The sequence below is a fragment of the Streptomyces sp. NPDC058459 genome (assembly GCF_042721685.1).
GTDB lineage: Bacteria > Actinomycetota > Actinomycetes > Streptomycetales > Streptomycetaceae > Streptomyces.
Window position 1 is genome coordinate 1 of record NZ_JBHXLV010000144.1, and the last position, 16,802, is coordinate 16,802.

The 16,802-nt window shown below is 71.6% G+C and carries 14 protein-coding genes and 2 pseudogenes; 10 read left to right on the top strand and 6 right to left on the bottom strand.

The features are described from left to right. Positions 1 to 35: 35 nt before the first annotated feature. Positions 36 to 1,448 (bottom strand): glycoside hydrolase family 16 protein, encoded by a 1,413-nt coding sequence (locus tag ACFWN1_RS23175; RefSeq protein WP_384365041.1) that lies wholly within the window; start codon positions 1,446 to 1,448, stop codon positions 36 to 38. A gap of 261 nt (positions 1,449 to 1,709) precedes the next feature. Between ACFWN1_RS23175 and ACFWN1_RS23180 the strand changes: the two genes are divergently transcribed. After that, complete coding sequence (locus ACFWN1_RS23180; RefSeq protein ID WP_384365043.1) at positions 1,710 to 3,047, top strand: 6-phospho-beta-glucosidase; 1,338 nt, start codon at positions 1,710 to 1,712, stop codon at positions 3,045 to 3,047. A 54-nt stretch (positions 3,048 to 3,101) separates the two neighbouring features. On the opposite strand, the gene ACFWN1_RS23185 is transcribed toward ACFWN1_RS23180, so the two are convergent. Together ACFWN1_RS23185 and ACFWN1_RS23190 are read right to left on the bottom strand one after the other, a co-directional pair. Further along, a complete protein-coding gene (locus ACFWN1_RS23185; RefSeq protein WP_384365046.1) occupies positions 3,102 to 4,787 on the bottom strand; it encodes a carbohydrate binding domain-containing protein in 1,686 nt (561 codons plus the stop codon). 196 nt (positions 4,788 to 4,983) lie between these two features. Continuing rightward, positions 4,984 to 6,117, bottom strand: coding sequence for an ATP-grasp domain-containing protein (locus ACFWN1_RS23190; protein WP_384365049.1), 1,134 nt, complete (start codon positions 6,115 to 6,117; stop codon positions 4,984 to 4,986). Positions 6,118 to 6,398: 281 nt separating this feature from the next. Here ACFWN1_RS23190 and ACFWN1_RS23195 point away from each other — a divergent pair, with 281 nt between their 5' ends. Beyond that, positions 6,399 to 7,088, top strand: coding sequence for a 4'-phosphopantetheinyl transferase (locus ACFWN1_RS23195; RefSeq protein ID WP_384365052.1), 690 nt, complete (start codon positions 6,399 to 6,401; stop codon positions 7,086 to 7,088). On the opposite strand, the gene ACFWN1_RS23200 is transcribed toward ACFWN1_RS23195, so the two are convergent. The 3 genes from ACFWN1_RS23200 to ACFWN1_RS23210 all read right to left on the bottom strand — a co-directional run bounded on the left by ACFWN1_RS23200 (position 7,085) and on the right by ACFWN1_RS23210 (position 8,687). After that, positions 7,085 to 7,303, bottom strand: coding sequence for a hypothetical protein (locus ACFWN1_RS23200; protein ID WP_384365055.1), 219 nt, complete (start codon positions 7,301 to 7,303; stop codon positions 7,085 to 7,087). The genes ACFWN1_RS23195 and ACFWN1_RS23200 overlap by 4 nt on opposite strands. A gap of 149 nt (positions 7,304 to 7,452) precedes the next feature. Further along, positions 7,453 to 7,998, bottom strand: coding sequence for a toxin-antitoxin system, toxin component (locus tag ACFWN1_RS23205; protein WP_384365078.1), 546 nt, complete (start codon positions 7,996 to 7,998; stop codon positions 7,453 to 7,455). 32 nt (positions 7,999 to 8,030) lie between these two features. Continuing rightward, positions 8,031 to 8,687: a helix-turn-helix domain-containing protein gene (locus ACFWN1_RS23210; protein WP_384365057.1), complete on the bottom strand. Its 657-nt coding sequence runs from the start codon at positions 8,685 to 8,687 to the stop codon at positions 8,031 to 8,033. A 258-nt stretch (positions 8,688 to 8,945) separates the two neighbouring features. On the opposite strand from ACFWN1_RS23210, the gene ACFWN1_RS23215 reads away from it, so the two are divergent. The 8 genes and pseudogenes from ACFWN1_RS23215 to ACFWN1_RS23250 form a co-directional block, all read left to right on the top strand. Then, a complete protein-coding gene (locus ACFWN1_RS23215; RefSeq protein ID WP_384365060.1) occupies positions 8,946 to 9,581 on the top strand; it encodes a PAS domain-containing protein in 636 nt (211 codons plus the stop codon). 108 nt (positions 9,582 to 9,689) lie between these two features. Next, the gene (locus ACFWN1_RS23220; RefSeq protein ID WP_384365063.1) at positions 9,690 to 10,688 is read left to right on the top strand and encodes a LacI family DNA-binding transcriptional regulator; all 999 of its coding nucleotides are present in this window, start codon (positions 9,690 to 9,692) and stop codon (positions 10,686 to 10,688) included. A 119-nt stretch (positions 10,689 to 10,807) separates the two neighbouring features. After that, the gene (locus ACFWN1_RS23225; RefSeq protein ID WP_384365066.1) at positions 10,808 to 12,160 is read left to right on the top strand and encodes an ABC transporter substrate-binding protein; all 1,353 of its coding nucleotides are present in this window, start codon (positions 10,808 to 10,810) and stop codon (positions 12,158 to 12,160) included. Between the two features lie 5 nt (positions 12,161 to 12,165). Beyond that, the gene (locus tag ACFWN1_RS23230; RefSeq protein ID WP_384365069.1) at positions 12,166 to 13,116 is read left to right on the top strand and encodes a carbohydrate ABC transporter permease; all 951 of its coding nucleotides are present in this window, start codon (positions 12,166 to 12,168) and stop codon (positions 13,114 to 13,116) included. Between the two features lie 22 nt (positions 13,117 to 13,138). Continuing rightward, positions 13,139 to 14,014 carry a carbohydrate ABC transporter permease gene (locus ACFWN1_RS23235; RefSeq protein ID WP_384365072.1) on the top strand — a complete coding sequence of 292 codons (876 nt, stop codon included), beginning with the start codon at positions 13,139 to 13,141 and terminating at the stop codon, positions 14,012 to 14,014. A gap of 39 nt (positions 14,015 to 14,053) precedes the next feature. Next, positions 14,054 to 15,661: a glycoside hydrolase family 13 protein gene (locus tag ACFWN1_RS23240; RefSeq protein ID WP_384365075.1), complete on the top strand. Its 1,608-nt coding sequence runs from the start codon at positions 14,054 to 14,056 to the stop codon at positions 15,659 to 15,661. Between the two features lie 15 nt (positions 15,662 to 15,676). Beyond that, positions 15,677 to 16,066 (top strand): annotated as a pseudogene (locus tag ACFWN1_RS23245) (discoidin domain-containing protein); the annotation flags it as partial. Between the two features lie 96 nt (positions 16,067 to 16,162). Next, a pseudogene (locus ACFWN1_RS23250) lies at positions 16,163 to 16,774 on the top strand (LURP-one-related/scramblase family protein); the annotation flags it as partial. Between the last annotated feature and the right edge of the window lie 28 nt (positions 16,775 to 16,802).

Here is a 16,802-nt window from a genome sequence, read left to right on the forward strand (position 1 = left end):
GGCCCTGTGAGCCCGACGCCGCCGCCCGCTTTCCGTCAGTGCGCGAAGCTGAACCAGTTCACGTTCACGAAGTCGGCCGGCTGGCCGCTGGTGAAGGTGAGATAGACGTCGTGGGTCCCGGTGACCCCGCTGATGTTGGCCGGGACGGTCTGCCAGTTCTGCCAGCCGCCGGTGCCGGACAACGAGAAGCTGCCGATGGGGGCGTTGGACCGGCTGTCGAGCCGTACCTCCACCAGACCGCCCACCCCGGACGCCGCCCCACTGGCGACGCGGGCCTTGAACTGGGTGGCGGGCGTGGAGCCGAAGTTGACGCCCTTGTACTGCGCCCAGTCACCGCCTGCGACGTAGCTGAGGTTCTGGCCGCCGCCGGTGTCCGTGGTGGTCTCGGTGTTGACGCCGGACTGGCCGTCGTAGGACTCGGCCTGGATGGTGCCGTAGGCGTCGCGGTTGCCGGTGGGCGGGGGAGTGGTGCCGCCGCCGTTGCCGGACTGGAGCACCTGGACGTAGTCCACGGTCATCGGGTGGCCCGGCTCGGTGTCGGCGTAGGGGCCGCCGCCGAAGGCGCCCGGGAAGCCGCCGCCCATCGCCACGTTGAGGATGAGGAAGTAGCCGTGCTTCGTGGCGTTGTTCCAGGTCGCGGCGTCGAACTGGTTCGCCCGCACCGTGTGCAGGTTGACCCCGTCGACGTAGAAGCGGATCTCCTCGACGGAGGTCGAGCGGTCCCACTCCATCGCGTAGGTGTGGAACGCGGACTGGCAGGTGCTGCCGGGGCAGGCCACGGAATTGCCCACGCCCGTGGTCTCGTTGCAGGGACCGCCCGGGTTGGTGCCGCAGTGGAGCGTGGACCAGACGGTGTTCAGGCCCTGGACGTTCTCCATGATGTCCAGCTCGCCGACGCCCGGCCAGTTCTGGTAGTTGCCCCGGTACGGCGCTCCCAGCGCCCAGAACGCCGGCCAGTAGCCCTTGGCAGCCGCGCCCGTGACGTTCGGCATCTGGATGCGCGACTGCACCCGCAGCTTGCCGCCCGCCGGGGGCTGGAAGTCGGTCCGGTTGGTCTCGATACGGCCTGAGGTCCAGCGGCCCGAGGAGTCGCGGCGCGGGGTGATCTGCAGGTTGCCGTTGCCGTCGAGCGCGACGTTACTGGTGCTGTCCGTCATCGTCTCGACCTCGCCGGTGCCCCAGTTGGCGGCGCCGCCCGGATACGAGGTCCCGGTGTCGTACTGCCAGTTGGCGGTGTTGACACCGGAGCCCGCCGAGCCGTTGAAGTCGTCAAGGAACACCTGGGTCCAGCCGGACGGCGGTGTGGGGGCGGAGGCGTCGGCGGGGCCGATGGCCGCGAGGGCGGTCACGGCCGCGAGGCCCAGCGTGCCGAGGGCGGCGACCAGCGCCCGCCGGACGGAACGCCGCTGTCTGCCACCGGTCGGGGAGGTACCGGAGGTTTCACTCATGGGGGTGCCTTCCGGGGTACGGGATGAGGTGCGGGGGGCCCTGTGAGCCTCTTGAGAGCGCTCTCAAGGTGCGCACAATCTGCTCCCCGCTCCTGCGGACGTCAAGGGTTGAAGCAGGGAAAGTCCTTACCGGCGTGGGGAGTTCACTGCGTGAAGGCGTGCTTACCGGTGCAGATCGCCTGCCCGGCGGCACCCGCCACCCCGCCTGCCCGCCCGGCCCCGCATGCCATGATCGGACCAGGCGGCCGGAAAGGGTGAGGCATGAGGCTGACGATTCTCGGCGGCGGCGGGTTCCGCGTGCCGCTCGTGTACGGCGCGCTGCTCGCCGACCGCGGCGAGGGCCGGGTGCGCGAGGTCGTGCTGTACGACGTGGACACCGCCCGGCTGGACGCCGTGACCCGGGTGCTGGCCGAGCAGGCAGCCGGGGTGCCGGACACACCCGCCGTACGGGCCACCGGCGACCTGGACGAGGCGCTGCGGGGGGCCGACTTCGTGTTCTCCGCGATCCGGGTCGGCGGGCTGCGCGGGCGGGCCGAGGACGAGCGGGTGGCGCTGGCCGAGGGGGTGCTCGGGCAGGAGACGGTGGGCGCCGGGGGTATCGCCTACGGGCTGCGGACGGTGCCCGTCGCCGTCGACATCGCCCGGCGGGTGGCCCGACTCGCGCCCGGTGCCTGGGTCATCACCTTCACCAACCCGGCCGGCCTGGTCACCGAGGCCATGTCGCGGCACCTCGGGGACCGGGTCATCGGCATCTGCGACTCCCCGGTCGGCCTCGGCCGCCGCGTCGCCCGCGCCCTGGGCGCCGACCCGCGCGAGGCGTTCGTGGACTACGTCGGCCTCAACCACCTCGGCTGGGTACGCGGCCTGCGCGTCGCCGGCCGGGACGAACTGCCGCGCCTGCTGGCCGACCCGGACCGGCTCGGCTCCTTCGAGGAGGGCCGGCTGTTCGGCCCGGAGTGGCTGCGCTCACTCGGCGCGGTCCCCAACGAATACCTGCACTACTACTACTTCAACCGCGAGACCGTCCGCGCCTACCAGGAGGCCGAGCGGACCCGGGGTGCCTTCCTGCGCGACCAGCAGTCCCGGTTCTACGAGGACGCGCTGCGCCCCGGCGGGTCCGCGCTGCGGGCCTGGCAGGACACCCGCGCCGAGCGCGAGGCCACGTACATGGCGGAGAACCGGGAGAGTGCCGGGGCCGGGGAGCGCGAGGAGGAGGATCTGTCGGGCGGCTACGAGCAGGTGGCGCTGGCGCTGATGCGGGCCGTCGCCCGCGACGAGCGCACCACCCTGATCCTCAACGTCCGCAACCGCTCCACGCTTGCCGCGCTGGACGCCGACGCGGTGATCGAGGTGCCCTGCCTGGTCGGCGCGGACGGCGCGCACCCGCTGGCCACGGACCCGCTGCCCGGACACGCCACCGGTCTGGTCTGCTCGGTGAAGGCGGTCGAGCGGGAGGTGCTGGCCGCCGCGGAGTCGGGGTCGCGGGAGACGGCGGTGAAGGCGTTCGCGCTGCACCCCCTTGTCGACTCGGTCAACGTGGCCCGGAGGCTGGTCGACGGTTACACCGCCGCCCACCCCGAGCTGGCGTATCTGAGGTGAACACGGGTGGGGGGCCGCTCCGCCGAGCGGCCCCCCACGCGGGTCGTACGAGGCTCAGCCGGTGAAGCCGGCCGTGATCGACGTGAACTGCCAGGTGCTCTGGTCGATACCGGAGCAGTTGCTCACCACGCCACCGCCGGCGCAGGGCCGGTCCCGGTTGACCGCCCAGTAGGCGAGCCGGGCGATGTGGTGCGCGTTGCTCCAGTCGCGGATCTTCGTCCAGGTCTCCGGCGTCGTGTTCTCCTGCTGGTCGGAGAGGCCGTTCATGCCCGAGATGCCGAGGTGGGAGTACGCGGTGGCGTCGTCCCAGCCGAAGGTCGACTTCAGCTTGGTCTTCAGCCCCTCGGCCGCGTTGACCGTGTTGCCGTACATGTCCGCGCCGCCGCCGAAGTCGAACGGCATGATCGTGAACACGTCGATGTCGGCGCCGATCGACTTCGCCTGCTCGATGAGCCGGTTGCCGTAGTAGGTCGGGCCGGTGGTCGTGGTGCCGAAGGTGACGATGGTCTTCAGGCCGGGGTTGTTCGCCTTGACCGTCTTCAGCGCGGTGAGGATCTTCGCCTGCACGGCCTCGTTCTCGAACTCGTCCGTGTTCTCGATGTCCATGTCGATCGATTTCAGCGAGTAGGCGTCGATCACCTTCTGGAGCGCGCCCGCCAGCGCGCCCGCCGAGGAGCAGTTGGCACCGAGCTTGCTGCCCTGCCAGCCGCCGAACGACGGCACGATGTCACCGCCCGCCGAACGGATCTGGTTGATCGCACTCTGGTCCGCCCCGCCGGTCAGCGGCCGGCTGCCGTCCCAGGACGGGTTGCAGCCGCCGGAGTCCAGCACGAACGCCATGGTGAACCACTTCACCCCGGTCGCGTTCATCACCGTCGCCGGGTTCGGCGGATCGCCCCAGCCCTCGAACAGGTACGGCGCGGCCTGCTTGAAGCCGGTGCCGCCGCCCGAACCCGCGCTGGTCGTCACGCTGACGGCGCCGGAGGCCCCGGAGGTGTTCCCGGCCGCGTCCCGCGCCTTCACGGTGAAGGTGTACGCCGTGCTCGCCGACAGCCCGCTGACCGTGGCCGTGGTGCCGGACACGCTGAGCACCTGGTCGGCGCCGCTGTAGATGTCGTACGCGGTGACACCCACGTTGTCGGTCGCCGCGTTCCACTTCAGCGAGACGCTGGAGGAGGTCTTGCCGGTCGACGTGAGGCCGCCCGGGGTGCTAGGCGCCTGGGTGTCGCCGCCGCCTCCGCCGCCCGGCCCGTCCAGGCTGATGTCGTCGGCCTGGTAGGAGCCCTGCGCGTACCAGCCGTGCACGTACACCTTGGCGCTGGTCTGTGAGGCGCCGGTGGTGAAGGAGACGCTGAGCCGGCTGTACGCCGAGGGGGACGAGGTCCAGGTGGAGGCACCGCCGTCCACCCCGAGGTAGACGTACGAGCCGCGGACCCAGCCGCTGAGGGTGTACGCGGTGTTCGGCTTGACGGCGACGGTCTGCTCGCACTGCGCGTTGTCGCTCGAACTCACGGCGCCCTGAAGCGCCTTGGAGCCGCCGTGCACCGGGGAGGAGACGACCGAGCCGAGGTTGCCCGAACAGGTCCACAGGGACAGGCCGCCCGACTCGAAGCCGGGATCGGTGAGCACGTTGGCCGCCTGGGCGGTGCCCGGCAGGGCGACGGCCCCGCCGAGCGCCAGGGCGGCGGAGCCGAGCAGGGCGAGAAGCCGGCGTCTGGGACGCCCGGGAAGGTGTCGCACGCGATCTCCCTGATGGTATGGGGGTGTTCGGGAGTGCACCGGGGTGCGGGAAGTGCAGGACGAGCATGAGGGGGGTGCGGGGGTGCGGGGGTGCGGGGGTGCGAGGGTGCGAGGGTCGTCCTCCAAAATGGTATGGACCAATCCAGCTGTCAAGGGACAGCACGGGATCGGTCCATACCGGGAGGGTGCGGCGTCGCTACAGCGGCAGCGGGGCTCCCGTTGCGGCCGGCGCGGTGAGCGGGGCAGTGGGCGCGGGCAGGCACACCGCTGCCTCCCCGGAGCCCTCGGGCTCCTGCTCGGTGAGGGTCGGCGAGCCCAGCGGGCGCGGTCCGGAGACCACGGCGTAGTCCTGGCCCAGGAACGGCGGCTCGACGGTGCCGGGGTCCTCGCCCAGCGCCAGCTGCACAGCCGCCCAGGGGGCGTTGACCCCGCACAGGGAGAGCTGGTGCAGTCCGCCGGCCGGCCGGGTGTTGACGTCGAGCAGCACCGGCCGGTCGCCCAGCATGCGGAACTGGATGTTGGACAGGTAATGCAGTCCGAAGCCCTCCGCGATCAGCCGGGCCGGGGCGAGCCAGCGCTCGTCCAGGGTGAAGCCGCGGCGCCGGCCGTTCTTGGTGCGGCCCACCAGCAGCCGGGTCCGGTTGTCCGTGCCGGTCAGGCAGTCCACCGACACCTCGGGCTGCTCCAGCCTCGGCATCACCAGCAGGTCCACCGGCTCCTCGGCCTCCCGCAGCGCGGCCACGGCGAGGTCCAGCTGTACGTACGGGCTCGGGAAGCCGCTCAGCTGCGCCAGCGAGAACGGCGCACGGGTGATCATCCGGAAGCCGACCCCGCCCGCACCGCTCGCGGGCTTGAAGCACGCCCGGTGCCCGGCCTCCTCCAACTCCTCCACCGAGGCGATGAGTTCCTCGGCCGTGCGGACCCGGAACCACGGCGGCACCGGTACGCCCACCGAGCGGACCGCCTCGTACGCGGTCACCTTGTCCTCGAACACCGCCACCGCCTCCGGCGTCGGCGCCAGCAGAGCCGTACCCGCCGCCGCGAAGTCGGCGCGGTGGGCCACGATCGCGGACTGGTGCAGCCGGGGGACGAAGACATCGATGCCACGCCGGGCGCACTGGTCGAGCGCGTACTCGGCATACCCGGCCGGGGACAGCCCCTCCGGCTCCAGCGCGGCGGTGTCGGCGGCGGCCAGCACGGGGGAGTCCGGGTCACCGTGGGTCGCGTGGATCTCCACGGCCCGGTCGCTCGGGTTTCTCCGCAGCTGATCCATGAAGAACACGTTCTCCGCGTACGTGCGGTTGAGCCATACGCGTACGCGAGAGACCATGCGGGCCGCCTTTCGGGGGATTTCGGGCACGACTCAGCGGTCCGCGCCCGGACAGGAGGAAGGAAGGGACACCAAACCGCCCTCTATGAAGGGGTGTTGGGCGGTGAGTGATGGGGCGATCATACGGCCTGCGCGGAGTGGTACGTGCAACGCGCGTGTTACGGATTCGCCCGGCGCGTCGACCTCCCCGCGCCCCGCCCGACCGGCCGCTCTTGCCCGCGCCCCGGCCGGTGTGCTGTCGTGGTGCCGCGCCGCACACTGCCGTGGGAGGTCGGGTACCGGTGATCGAGGAACTGCTGCCGGACTCGGTGGTCGTCGTGGAGTCGTTCGGCAGCCCGGACGACGACCCGGACACCGCGCTCTACCCGGAGGAACGGGCGCTGGTGGACCGCGCGGTCGCCAAGCGGCGCCGCGAGTTCACCTCCGTACGCGTGTGCGCGCGACGCGCGATGGAGAAGCTCGGCCGGCCGCCCGCGCCGGTCCCGACCGGTGAGCGCGGCGCCCCGGTCTGGCCGGACGGCCTGCTCGGCAGCATGACCCACTGCGACGGCTACCGGGGTGCGGCGCTGGCCCGCTCGGGTGAGCTGGCCTCCCTCGGTATCGACGCCGAGGTGCACGAACCGCTGCCGGAGGGCGTCTTCGACGCCGTGTCGGTCGCCGCCGAACGGGACCGGCACCGGGCGCTGGTCTCGGCCCGGCCCGGCGTGCACTTCGACCGGCTGCTGTTCAGCGCCAAGGAGTCCGTGTACAAGGCGTGGTTCCCGCTCACCCGCGCCTGGCTGGACTTCTCCGAGGCGGACATCGAGCTGGTCCCCGGGCACGGCGACCGCGGCACCTTCCACGCCCGGCTCCTCGTGCCCGGCCCCCTGGTGGGCGGCGCCCGGCTGACCGGGTTCGACGGCCGCTGGCGCACCGGCGACGGACTGGTCCTCACGGCGGTGGCCGTGCCCGCGCCCGGAGCCGGGGTCTAGGCGCACCAGGCGCGCGGCAGCTCGAAGAACCCGTCCTCGTTGCCCGCCGGGCCCGCACCCGCCAGCGCCTGTTCGGCCTCCGCCAGCACGGCCGGCGGCACCAGGGCCGGGGCCTGCACCGGCGGGCCGTCCAGGGTGGCGCGCACGGTGTGCAGCAGCCGCAGATACGCCTGGAGTGCGGTGCGCTCACGGTCGGTCAGTACGGCGGTCGGCATCGGTCGGCTCCCCCGGCCGGCGGCACGGTTCCCGCACGCCGGCGCCACGCGCCGGCCCTCGCGGCACGCAGGGGTCCAGCGTGCCGCCCGCCACTGACAACGCCGCCGCTCCGGCCCGCCCGGGACCGCCCGGACGGCCCGCGCCCGCCTCAGCCCTGGGGCCCCGGATACCCGAGCGAGGCACCGATGCGCCCCGCCACGCCGTCCCGGCGCACCGGACCGCTCAGCGAGGAACCCGTCATCCGGGTGCGGCACTTGCTGGCCAGCAGCAGGCCGAAGGTCTCCGCGTCCCGCTCCTCGCCCTGGTCGAACCGGGTACGCGCGGCGACCCGGTGGACGGCCGCCCGCAGGGCGTCCCGGTCGGTGTCGTCCCCGAGCAGCCGGGTGGCCACCCCCACTTCCGGGCCGTCGGTCCGGTGCCCGGTGCGGCCGGCCTGCAGGTGCCACAGCTCATGGCCGAGGATCACCAACTGGTGGTCGGGGGCGGTGCGTTCCTCCACCACGACCAGATCGCGGTCGCTCATTTCCAGCCACAGCCCGCTGGCCGTGCCGGGCGGGAAGACCGCCGTACGGAACTGCACCGGGCGACCGCGTCTGCGGCTCATCGTCGAGCAGAGCGACCGGTACAGCTCCTCGGGCGGCAGGGGAGCTGGCCGGTCCAGCTGCCCGACCAGCTCGGCGCACAGCCGCCGCATGCCTCTGCCGATGCCCGCCGCCCTCATCGCGTTCACGTCCCCGGCTGCCGGACGCTCTCCAGCAGCATGTCCAGCCACTCCGCGACCTTGTCCCGGTGCTGGTCCGTGGGTAGCTGGGCGGCCCGCCAGGCGATCCCGCGCACCCCGTGGTCCTGGAGCAGCCGTTCCAGCGGGTCCTGTGCGGCGCCGGAGGCGGCCCGCTCCTGGTCCGCCAGCTTCTGGAGCAGCTCCTGTTCGCTGTGCTGCAAGGCGCCGGCCAGCGCTTCGGGGTCCTCCGCGGTGAGGAACCCGGCGTGCACATGGAAGAACCGCTGGAGCGCGTCGCAGTGCTCCATCGTGGGACGCCGGTCGCCGTTGATCAGGGCGCCCGCCTGCTGCCGTGACATGCCCGCGCCGTCCGCGATCTCCTGCTGGGTGTACCTGCGGCCGCCCGCCTTGAGCCGGGTGTGGCGCAGCAGGTCCAGGCGTTGCAGGAAGCGGGCCTGCACATCCGGTTCACCGGCCGGGCGGCCGCAGAGCAGCGCCTTCACCACCGGTTCCGGGACCCCGCTGGTGACCGAGAGCCGGTCGGTGTCGAAGACCTCGGTGTGCGGGACGCCGAGCCGGTCGGCGAGCGCGGTGACACGGGCGACGACGGCCGGAAGCTGAGCGGTCGCCGAGGCGCCCGGATTCCCGTAGCCATCCGTCACCGACAGAACTCCTACGTCTCTCAAGGGCCTACGTCTTCGGGGAGCCGCGGGAGATCGGGCGCGATGTCACTCCCGGCCGCCGTGAACATCCCGGAGAGTAGCCCGTGGTACGAACTCGCATCCAGGTCCCGCCACAACTGTGGCGGATTTCGGCCGTCAACAGGCATGAAATGCCACGATAGTTGACACGGCTCTCGTCGGGACAGCAGGATCGCAGCGCCGCGTGCAGGCGGCCGAGGCAAGAGGGGTGACCACCCGATGGCACATCAGGCGGGAGGGCGGCGGCCGGTACCCCGGCCCGTCCCCGGGAGCTGTGAGGCGCGGGCGTATCTGGACGACTACGCCGCCGTGGTGGAGGCTGCCCCGTTCCCCTCGCTCGTGGTGGACCACCGCTGGAACGTCGTTCTGGCCAACGACGCCTTCGCCGCGCTCTTCGGGGAGGTGCGGCACCACCCCACCGCGATGCCCGGCGGCAACTTCCTGCGGTTCGTCCTCTTCCACCCCGACGCGGACCGCGTGCTCGGTGACCACGAGCCGGGCTGGTGCCTGCCGATGCTGGCCCAGCTGAAGACCGCGCTGGAGGGGTACGGCCACGACCACGAACTCCAGGCGATACGCCGGGACGTGGCGCGCGACCCGATCATGGAGGCCGCCTACCGGCAGGGCCTGCCGTACTGGATACACGCGGTCGGCGAGCGCGCGGCCCGGCTCGACGGCGCCGTACGCCTCCTGCGCCACCCGGACCCGCGCCTGGGCACCGCCGAATGCCGCGTGGTGGACGAGACCCCGCCGTTCCTGCGCGACCTGGGACACCGCCGGCTGACGGTGATCCCCCGGCGGCAGTCCGCCGCCCGCCGCGCCCACCTGACGGTCGTCCCCACCCCCTGGACCTGACCCGGCCCCGCCGGTGTTCAGGTCATCGACGGCGCCGGGTCATCCACACCCGGCACGACCTCCACGCTTACGCAAGCTGTTTGCATGACTTGCGCTAGACTTGCGGGTATGACGCGACGACTTGCGGAAGTGGCGAAGAAGGTCGGGGTCAGCGAGGCCACGGTCAGCCGGGTGCTCAACGGCAAGCCCGGAGTCTCCGACGCCACCCGGCAGTCGGTCCTCACCGCCCTGGACGTGCTGGGCTACGAGCGCCCCACCCAGTTGCGCGGGGAGCGCGCCCGCCTGGTCGGTCTCGTCCTGCCGGAACTCCAGAACCCGATCTTCCCGGCGTTCGCCGAGGTCATCGGTGGCGCGCTCGCCCAGCTCGGGCTGACCCCGGTGCTGTGCACCCAGACCAAGGGCGGCGTCTCGGAGGCCGACTACGTCGAACTCCTCCTCCAGCAGCAGGTCTCCGGCGTGGTCTTCGCCGGCGGGCTGTACGCCCAGGCCGACGCCCCGCACGACCACTACCGCCGCCTCGCCGACCGGAGCATCCCGGTCGTGCTGGTCAACGCGGCCATAGAGCACCTCGGCTTCCCCGGCGTCTCCTGCGACGACACGGTCGCCGTCGAACAGGCGTGGCGCCATCTGGCCTCCCTAGGTCACGAGCGCATCGGCCTGGTCCTCGGCCCCGACGACCACATCCCCTCGGCCCGCAAACTCGCCGCCGCCCGTGCGCTGGCCGGCGACCTGCCGGACGACCGGGTGGCCCGCGCCATCTTCTCCATCGAGGGCGGCCACGCCGCCGCCTCCCGGCTGATCGACCGGGGCGTCACCGGGATCATCTGCGCCAGCGACCCCCTCGCCCTCGGCGCGGTGCGGGCCGCCCGGCGGAGGGGGCTCGACGTACCGGGCCGGATCTCCGTCGTCGGTTACGACGACTCGGCGTTCATGAACTGCACCGAGCCCCCGCTGACCACCGTGCGCCAGCCCATCGAGGCCATGGGCCGCGCCGCGGTGGAACTGCTGAACGCGCAGATCGGCGGCACCGCGGTGACCGCCGAGGAGCTGCTGTTCGAACCCGAACTGGTGGTCCGGGGCTCCACCGCGCAAGCCCCGCGCGACTGACATCGTCTGCGGCCACCGCGCTGTCAAATAATTACAGATTCCGCGCGACATCTTGCGGCTGGGTGTCGTCGGTGCTTGAGTGTGCGGCGCCCACCGCTCCTGCCTTGAGGGGTCCACCGATGAGAAGCACCGGGTTCCGCCGTACCGTCGCCGCGATCGGCGTCTGTTCCTCGCTCGCCCTCACCGCAGCAGCCTGCGGCTCGGACGACGACAGCTCGGCGGGCGGCAAGACCCGCATCACCGTCAACTGCGAGCCGCCCAAGAGCGCCAAGGTCGACCGCCGGTTCTTCGACGAGGACACCGCCTCCTTCGAGAAGGCCAACCCGGACATCGACGTCGTCGCGCACGACGCGTTCCCCTGCCAGGACCCCAAGACCTTCGACGCCAAGCTCGCCGGCGGCCAGATGGAGGACGTGTTCTACACCTACTTCACCGATGCCCGGCATGTGGTGGACATCCACCAGGCCGCCGACCTCACCCCGTACCTCAAGGAACTGGGGAGCTACGACAGCATCCAGAAGCAGCTGCGGGACATCTACACCGTGGACGGCAAGGTCTACGGCATCCCGCGCACCGGCTACTCGATGGGGCTGATCTACAACCGCGCCCTCTTCCAGAAGGCCGGCCTCGACCCGGACAAGCCCCCGGCGACCTGGGACGAGGTCCGCACCGCCGCCAGGAAGATCGCCGGACTCGGCGACGGCACCATCGGCTACGCCGACTACAGCGCGCAGAACCAGGGCGGCTGGCACTTCACCGCCGAGCTGTACTCCCAGGGCGGCGACGTCGTCAGCGCCGACGGCAAGAGGGCCACCGTGGACACCCCCGAGGGCAAGGCGGTCCTCCAGAACCTGCACGACCTGCGCTGGGCGGACGACTCGATGGGCAGCAAGCAGCTCCTCGTCATCAACGACGCCCAGCAGCTGATGGGTTCGGGCAAGCTCGGCATGTACCTCTCCGCGCCGGACAACATCCCGATCCTGGTCAAGGAGAAGGGCGGCTCCTACAAGGACCTGGCGCTCGCCCCGATGCCCGGCGGCAAGGGCACGCTCATCGGCGGCGACGGCTACATGTTCAACAAGAAGGCAAGCCCCGCCCAGATCCGCGCCGGCCTGAAGTGGCTCGACCACATGTTCCTGACCCCCGGAGACGGCTTCCTGGGCGACTACGCCCGCGCCAGGAAGAACGACGCACCCGTGGGACTGCCCGAACCGCGCCTGTTCACCGGCGCCGCCGACGCCAAGGACCAGCAGGTCAAGAAGGCCAACGCCAACGTCCCGGTGGAGAACTACCAGACCTTCCTGGACGGCAACCAGAGCCTGGACATGAAGATCGAGCCGCCGCACGCCCAGCAGCTCTACTCGGTGCTCGACGGTGTCGTCTCCGCCGTGCTCACCAAGAAGGACGCGGACATCGACCAGCTCCTGAAGGACGCGTCCGGCAAGATCGACAGCATCCTGGCGCAGGGCTGAGCGCCATGACGAAGACGGCCGAGCGGCTCCCCGCGGCCGCCGCCCCGCCGGCCCCGCCCCCGTCCCCGGCGGACGGCGGCCGGGGACGCCGGGCGCTGGCCGACCAGGTCCGCGCCTACGGCTTCCTGCTGGGCGGTCTGCTCTGCTTCGCCCTGTTCTCCTGGTACCCGGCGATCCGCGCCGTCGTCATCGCCTTCCAGCGCTACACACCGGGCTCCGCGCCCGAGTGGGTAGGCACCGCCAACTTCCGCCGGGTCCTGCACGATCCGGAGTTCGGCGCCGCCTGGCGCAACACCCTCACCTTCACCCTGCTCGCCCTGCTGCTGGGCTTCGCCGTCCCCTTCGTCCTGGCCCTGGTCCTCAACGAACTCCGGCACGCCAAGGCGTTCTTCCGGGTCGTGGTCTACCTCCCGGTGATGATCCCGCCCGTGGTCAGCGCCCTGCTGTGGAAGTGGTTCTACGACCCCGGCGCCGGCCTCGCCAACGAGACGCTGCGCGCCCTGCACCTGCCCACCTCGAACTGGTCCAACGGCACCGACACCGCGCTCATCTCCCTGGTGATCGTGGCCACCTGGGCCAACCTCGGCGGCACCGTCCTGATCTACCTCGCCGCCCTCCAGTCCATCCCCGGCGAGCTGTACGAGGCAGCCGAACTCGACGGGGCGAACCTGCTCCAGCGCATCCGGCACGTCACGGTCCCGCAGACCCGGTTCGTGATCCTGATGCTGATGCTCCTCCAGATCATCGCCACCATGCAGGTGTTCACCGAGCCCTTCGTGATCACCGGCGGCGGCCCGGAGAGCACGACCGTCACCGTGCTCTACCTGATCTACAAGTACGCCTTCCTCTACAACGACTTCGGCGGGGCCTGCGCCCTCAGCGTCATGCTGCTCGCGCTGCTCGGCGCCTTCTCCGCCCTCTACCTCCGCCTCACCCGTACCGAGGGGGACGCGTGAACGCCCGTACCGAGGAGGGCACATGAGTACCCGGACCCTCATCTCCCCGGCCACCCTCGCCCGTCCGCGCGGCAAGGCCCTGTACTGGACGGTGTTCACGGCCGTCGTCGTCGTCTTCGCGCTCGCCTTCCTGTTCCCGGTGTACTGGATGGCGTCCGGCGCGATGAAGTCGCCGGACGAGATCGCCCGTACCCCGCCCGCCCTCGTCCCCGGGCACTGGCGGTTCAGCGGCTACACCGACGCCTGGGACCTGATGCAACTTCCGCGGCACCTGTGGAACACCGTGGTGCAGGCGGCCGGCGCCTGGGCCTTCCAGCTGGTGTTCTGCACGGCCGCCGCCTACGCCCTGTCCAAGCTGAAGCCCGCCTTCGGCAAGGTGGTCCTCGGCGGCATCCTCGCCACCCTGATGGTGCCGGCGCAGGCGCTCGTCGTACCGAAGTACCTGACGGCGGCCGACCTGCCGCTGATCCACACCAGCCTGCTCAACGACCCGCTCGGCATCTGGCTGCCGGCCGTGGCCAACGCCTTCAACCTGTATCTGCTCAAGCGGTTCTTCGACCAGTTGCCCCGCGATGTGCTGGAGGCCGCCGAGATCGACGGCGCGGGAAAGCTGCGCACCCTGTGGTCGGTCGTGCTGCCCATGTCCCGGCCGGTGCTCGGGGTGGTGTCCATCTTCGCGCTGGTCGCCGTCTGGCAGGACTTCCTGTGGCCGCTGATGGTCTTCTCCGACACCGGCAAGCAGCCGATCAGTGTGGCCCTGGTCCAGTTGTCGCAGAACATCCAGCTCACCGTGCTCGTCGCGGCCATGGTGATCGCCAGCATCCCCATGGTGGCGCTCTTCCTCGTGTTCCAGCGGCACATCATCGCCGGGATCGGCGCGGGCAGCACCAAGGGCTGACCGGCCCCCTCGACACACTCGACAGAAAGGGCACGCACCGTGGCACAGCCCACCCATGCCCGCAGGCAGGCCGACTGGTGGCGCTCGGCCGTCATCTACCAGGTGTACGTGCGCAGCTTCGCGGACGGCGACGGCGACGGCACCGGAGACCTCGCCGGAGTCCGCGCCCGACTGCCCTACCTCGCCGAACTCGGCGTGGACGCCCTGTGGTTCAACCCCTGGTACCTGTCCCCGATGAAGGACGGCGGCTACGACGTCGCCGACTACCGCACGATCGACCCCGCGTTCGGCACCCTCGCCGAGGCCGAGAAGCTCATCGCCGAGGCCCGTGAGCTGGGCATCCGCACCATCATCGACATCGTGCCCAACCACGTCTCCGACCAGCACCCCTGGTTCCGGGCCGCGCTCGCCGCCGGGCCCGGCAGCCCCGAGCGCGAACTGTTCCACTTCCGCCCCGGACGCGGTGCGCACGGCGAACTCCCGCCCAACGACTGGCCGTCGCAGTTCGTCGGCTCCACCGAACCGGTGTGGACCCGGCTGCCGGACGGCGACTGGTACCTGCACCTGTTCACCCCCGAGCAGCCCGACCTCAACTGGGCCCACCCGGCCGTCCACCGCGAGCACGAGGACATCCTGCGCTTCTGGTTCGAGCGCGGTGTCGCGGGCGTCCGCATCGACTCCGCCGCCCTGCTCGCGAAAGACCCCGGTCTCCCCGACCTCGCCGGGGCCCCCGACCCGCACCCCTTCGTCGACCGCGACGAACTCCACGACGTCTACCGCTCCTGGCGCGCGGTCGCCGACGAGTACGGCGGTGTGTTCGTCGGCGAGGTCTGGCTTCCCGACGCCGAGCGTTTCGCCCGCTACCTCCGCTCCGACGAACTGCACACCGCCTTCAACTTCGCCTTCCTGTCCTGCCCCTGGGACGCCGGCCGGCTGCGCGCGGCCATCGACTCCACCCTCGCCGAGCACGCGCCCGTGGGCGCGCCCGCCACCTGGGTGCTGTGCAACCACGACATCACCCGTACCGTCACCCGCTACGGCCGTACCGACACCGGGTTCGACTTCGCCGCCAAGGCGTTCGGCACCCCCACCGACCTCGCGCTCGGCACCCGGCGCGCCCGCGCCGCCGCCCTGCTCTCCCTCGCCCTGCCCGGCTCGGTCTACCTCTACCAGGGGGAGGAGCTGGGGCTGCCGGAGGCGGACGTCCCGGTGGACCGGATCGAGGACCCGATGCACCACCGCTCGGGCGGCACCGACCCTGGCCGGGACGGCTGCCGGGTCCCGCTGCCCTGGACCGCCGACGCCCCGTACGCGGGGTTCGGCTCGCGCGGCGAGCCCTGGCTGCCGCAGCCGGCTGGCTGGACGGCGTACGCGGCCGACCGGCAGGCGCGCGACCCGCACTCCATGCTCGCCCTGTACCGCGCGGCCCTCGCCACCCGTCCCGCTTTCGGCGACTCCCCGCTGACCTGGCTCCCCGCCCCCGAGGGTGTCCTCGCCTTCGCCCGCGCGGACGGCGCCGTGTGCGTGCTGAACCTCGCCGCCGCACCCGCCGAACTGCCCGCGCACTCCGCACTCCTGCTCAGCAGCGGCCCCCTGGACGAGACGGGCCGGCTGCCGCAGGACACGGCGGTCTGGCTGCGTGCCTGAGCCGCCCCACCCCGCACCGGCTCCCAGGACGTCTACACCCCCGGCAGGGCGGCCGACGGGGACGCGAACAGCTACTGGGAGTCGGCCAACAACGCCTTCCCGCAGTCCTGGACGGCCGACCTCGGGTCCGCCTACCCGGTCCGCCGGCTCGTCCTGAAGCTGCCCCCGTCCCCGGCGTTGGGCGCCCGCACCCAGACCATCGCCGTGCAGGGGAGCACCGACGGCTCGTCGTTCACCACCGTGTCCGGCGCCCAGGGCCACCGCTTCGACCCGGCGAGCGGCAACACCGTCACGGTGTCCCTCCCGAGCGGCACCAGTCTGCGCCGTCTGCCGCTGACCGTCACCGGCAACACCGGCTGGCCGGCGGGGCAGTTGAGCGAGGTGGAGGCGTACCAGACCTCCTGACGGAGACAAATTGATCAGGTACAGATCAAGCCACGATAAGGTGCCCCGGTGACCACGCAATCGAACATTCCCGCAGGCTCGTACCCCGACGCGAACGGGACGCCCGGCGGCACCCTTTTCACCGAGCCCGTCCTGGTGGTGAACCAGAAGGCCAAGCTCATCGAGCTGACCAACGAGTACAAGGTGATGGACCAGAACGGCCGGGACCTGGGTTCCGTGGCCTAGGTCGGGCAGGGCGTGCTCCGGAAGATCCTGCGCCTCGTCTCCAGCCTGGACCAGTACCTCACCCACCGGCTGGAGGTCCGGGACGCCCAGGGGCAGCCGCGACTGCTGCTGACCCGGCCGGCGAAGATCTTCAAGTCGCGGGTGCTGGTGGCCCGTCCGGACGGTTCGCAGGTCGGTGAGATCGTCCAGCAGAACATGATCGGGAAGATCGACTTCGCCATGAACGTGGACGGCCACCAGGTCGGCGCGATCAAGGCGGAGAACTGGCGGGCCTGGAACTTCGCCATCGTGGACCACGAGGGCACCGAGATCGCCCGTATCACCAAGACCTGGGAAGGTCTGGCCAAGACGCTGTTCACCTCGGCGGACAACTACGTCCTGCAGATCCACCGCCCGCTGTCCGAGCCGCTGCTGAGCCTCGTCGTGGCGACGGCGCTCACCGTGGACACCGCGCTGAAGCAGGACGCGCGCGGCCTGGGCTGACGAGCGCCCGAGCGGACAAGTCGGAGGG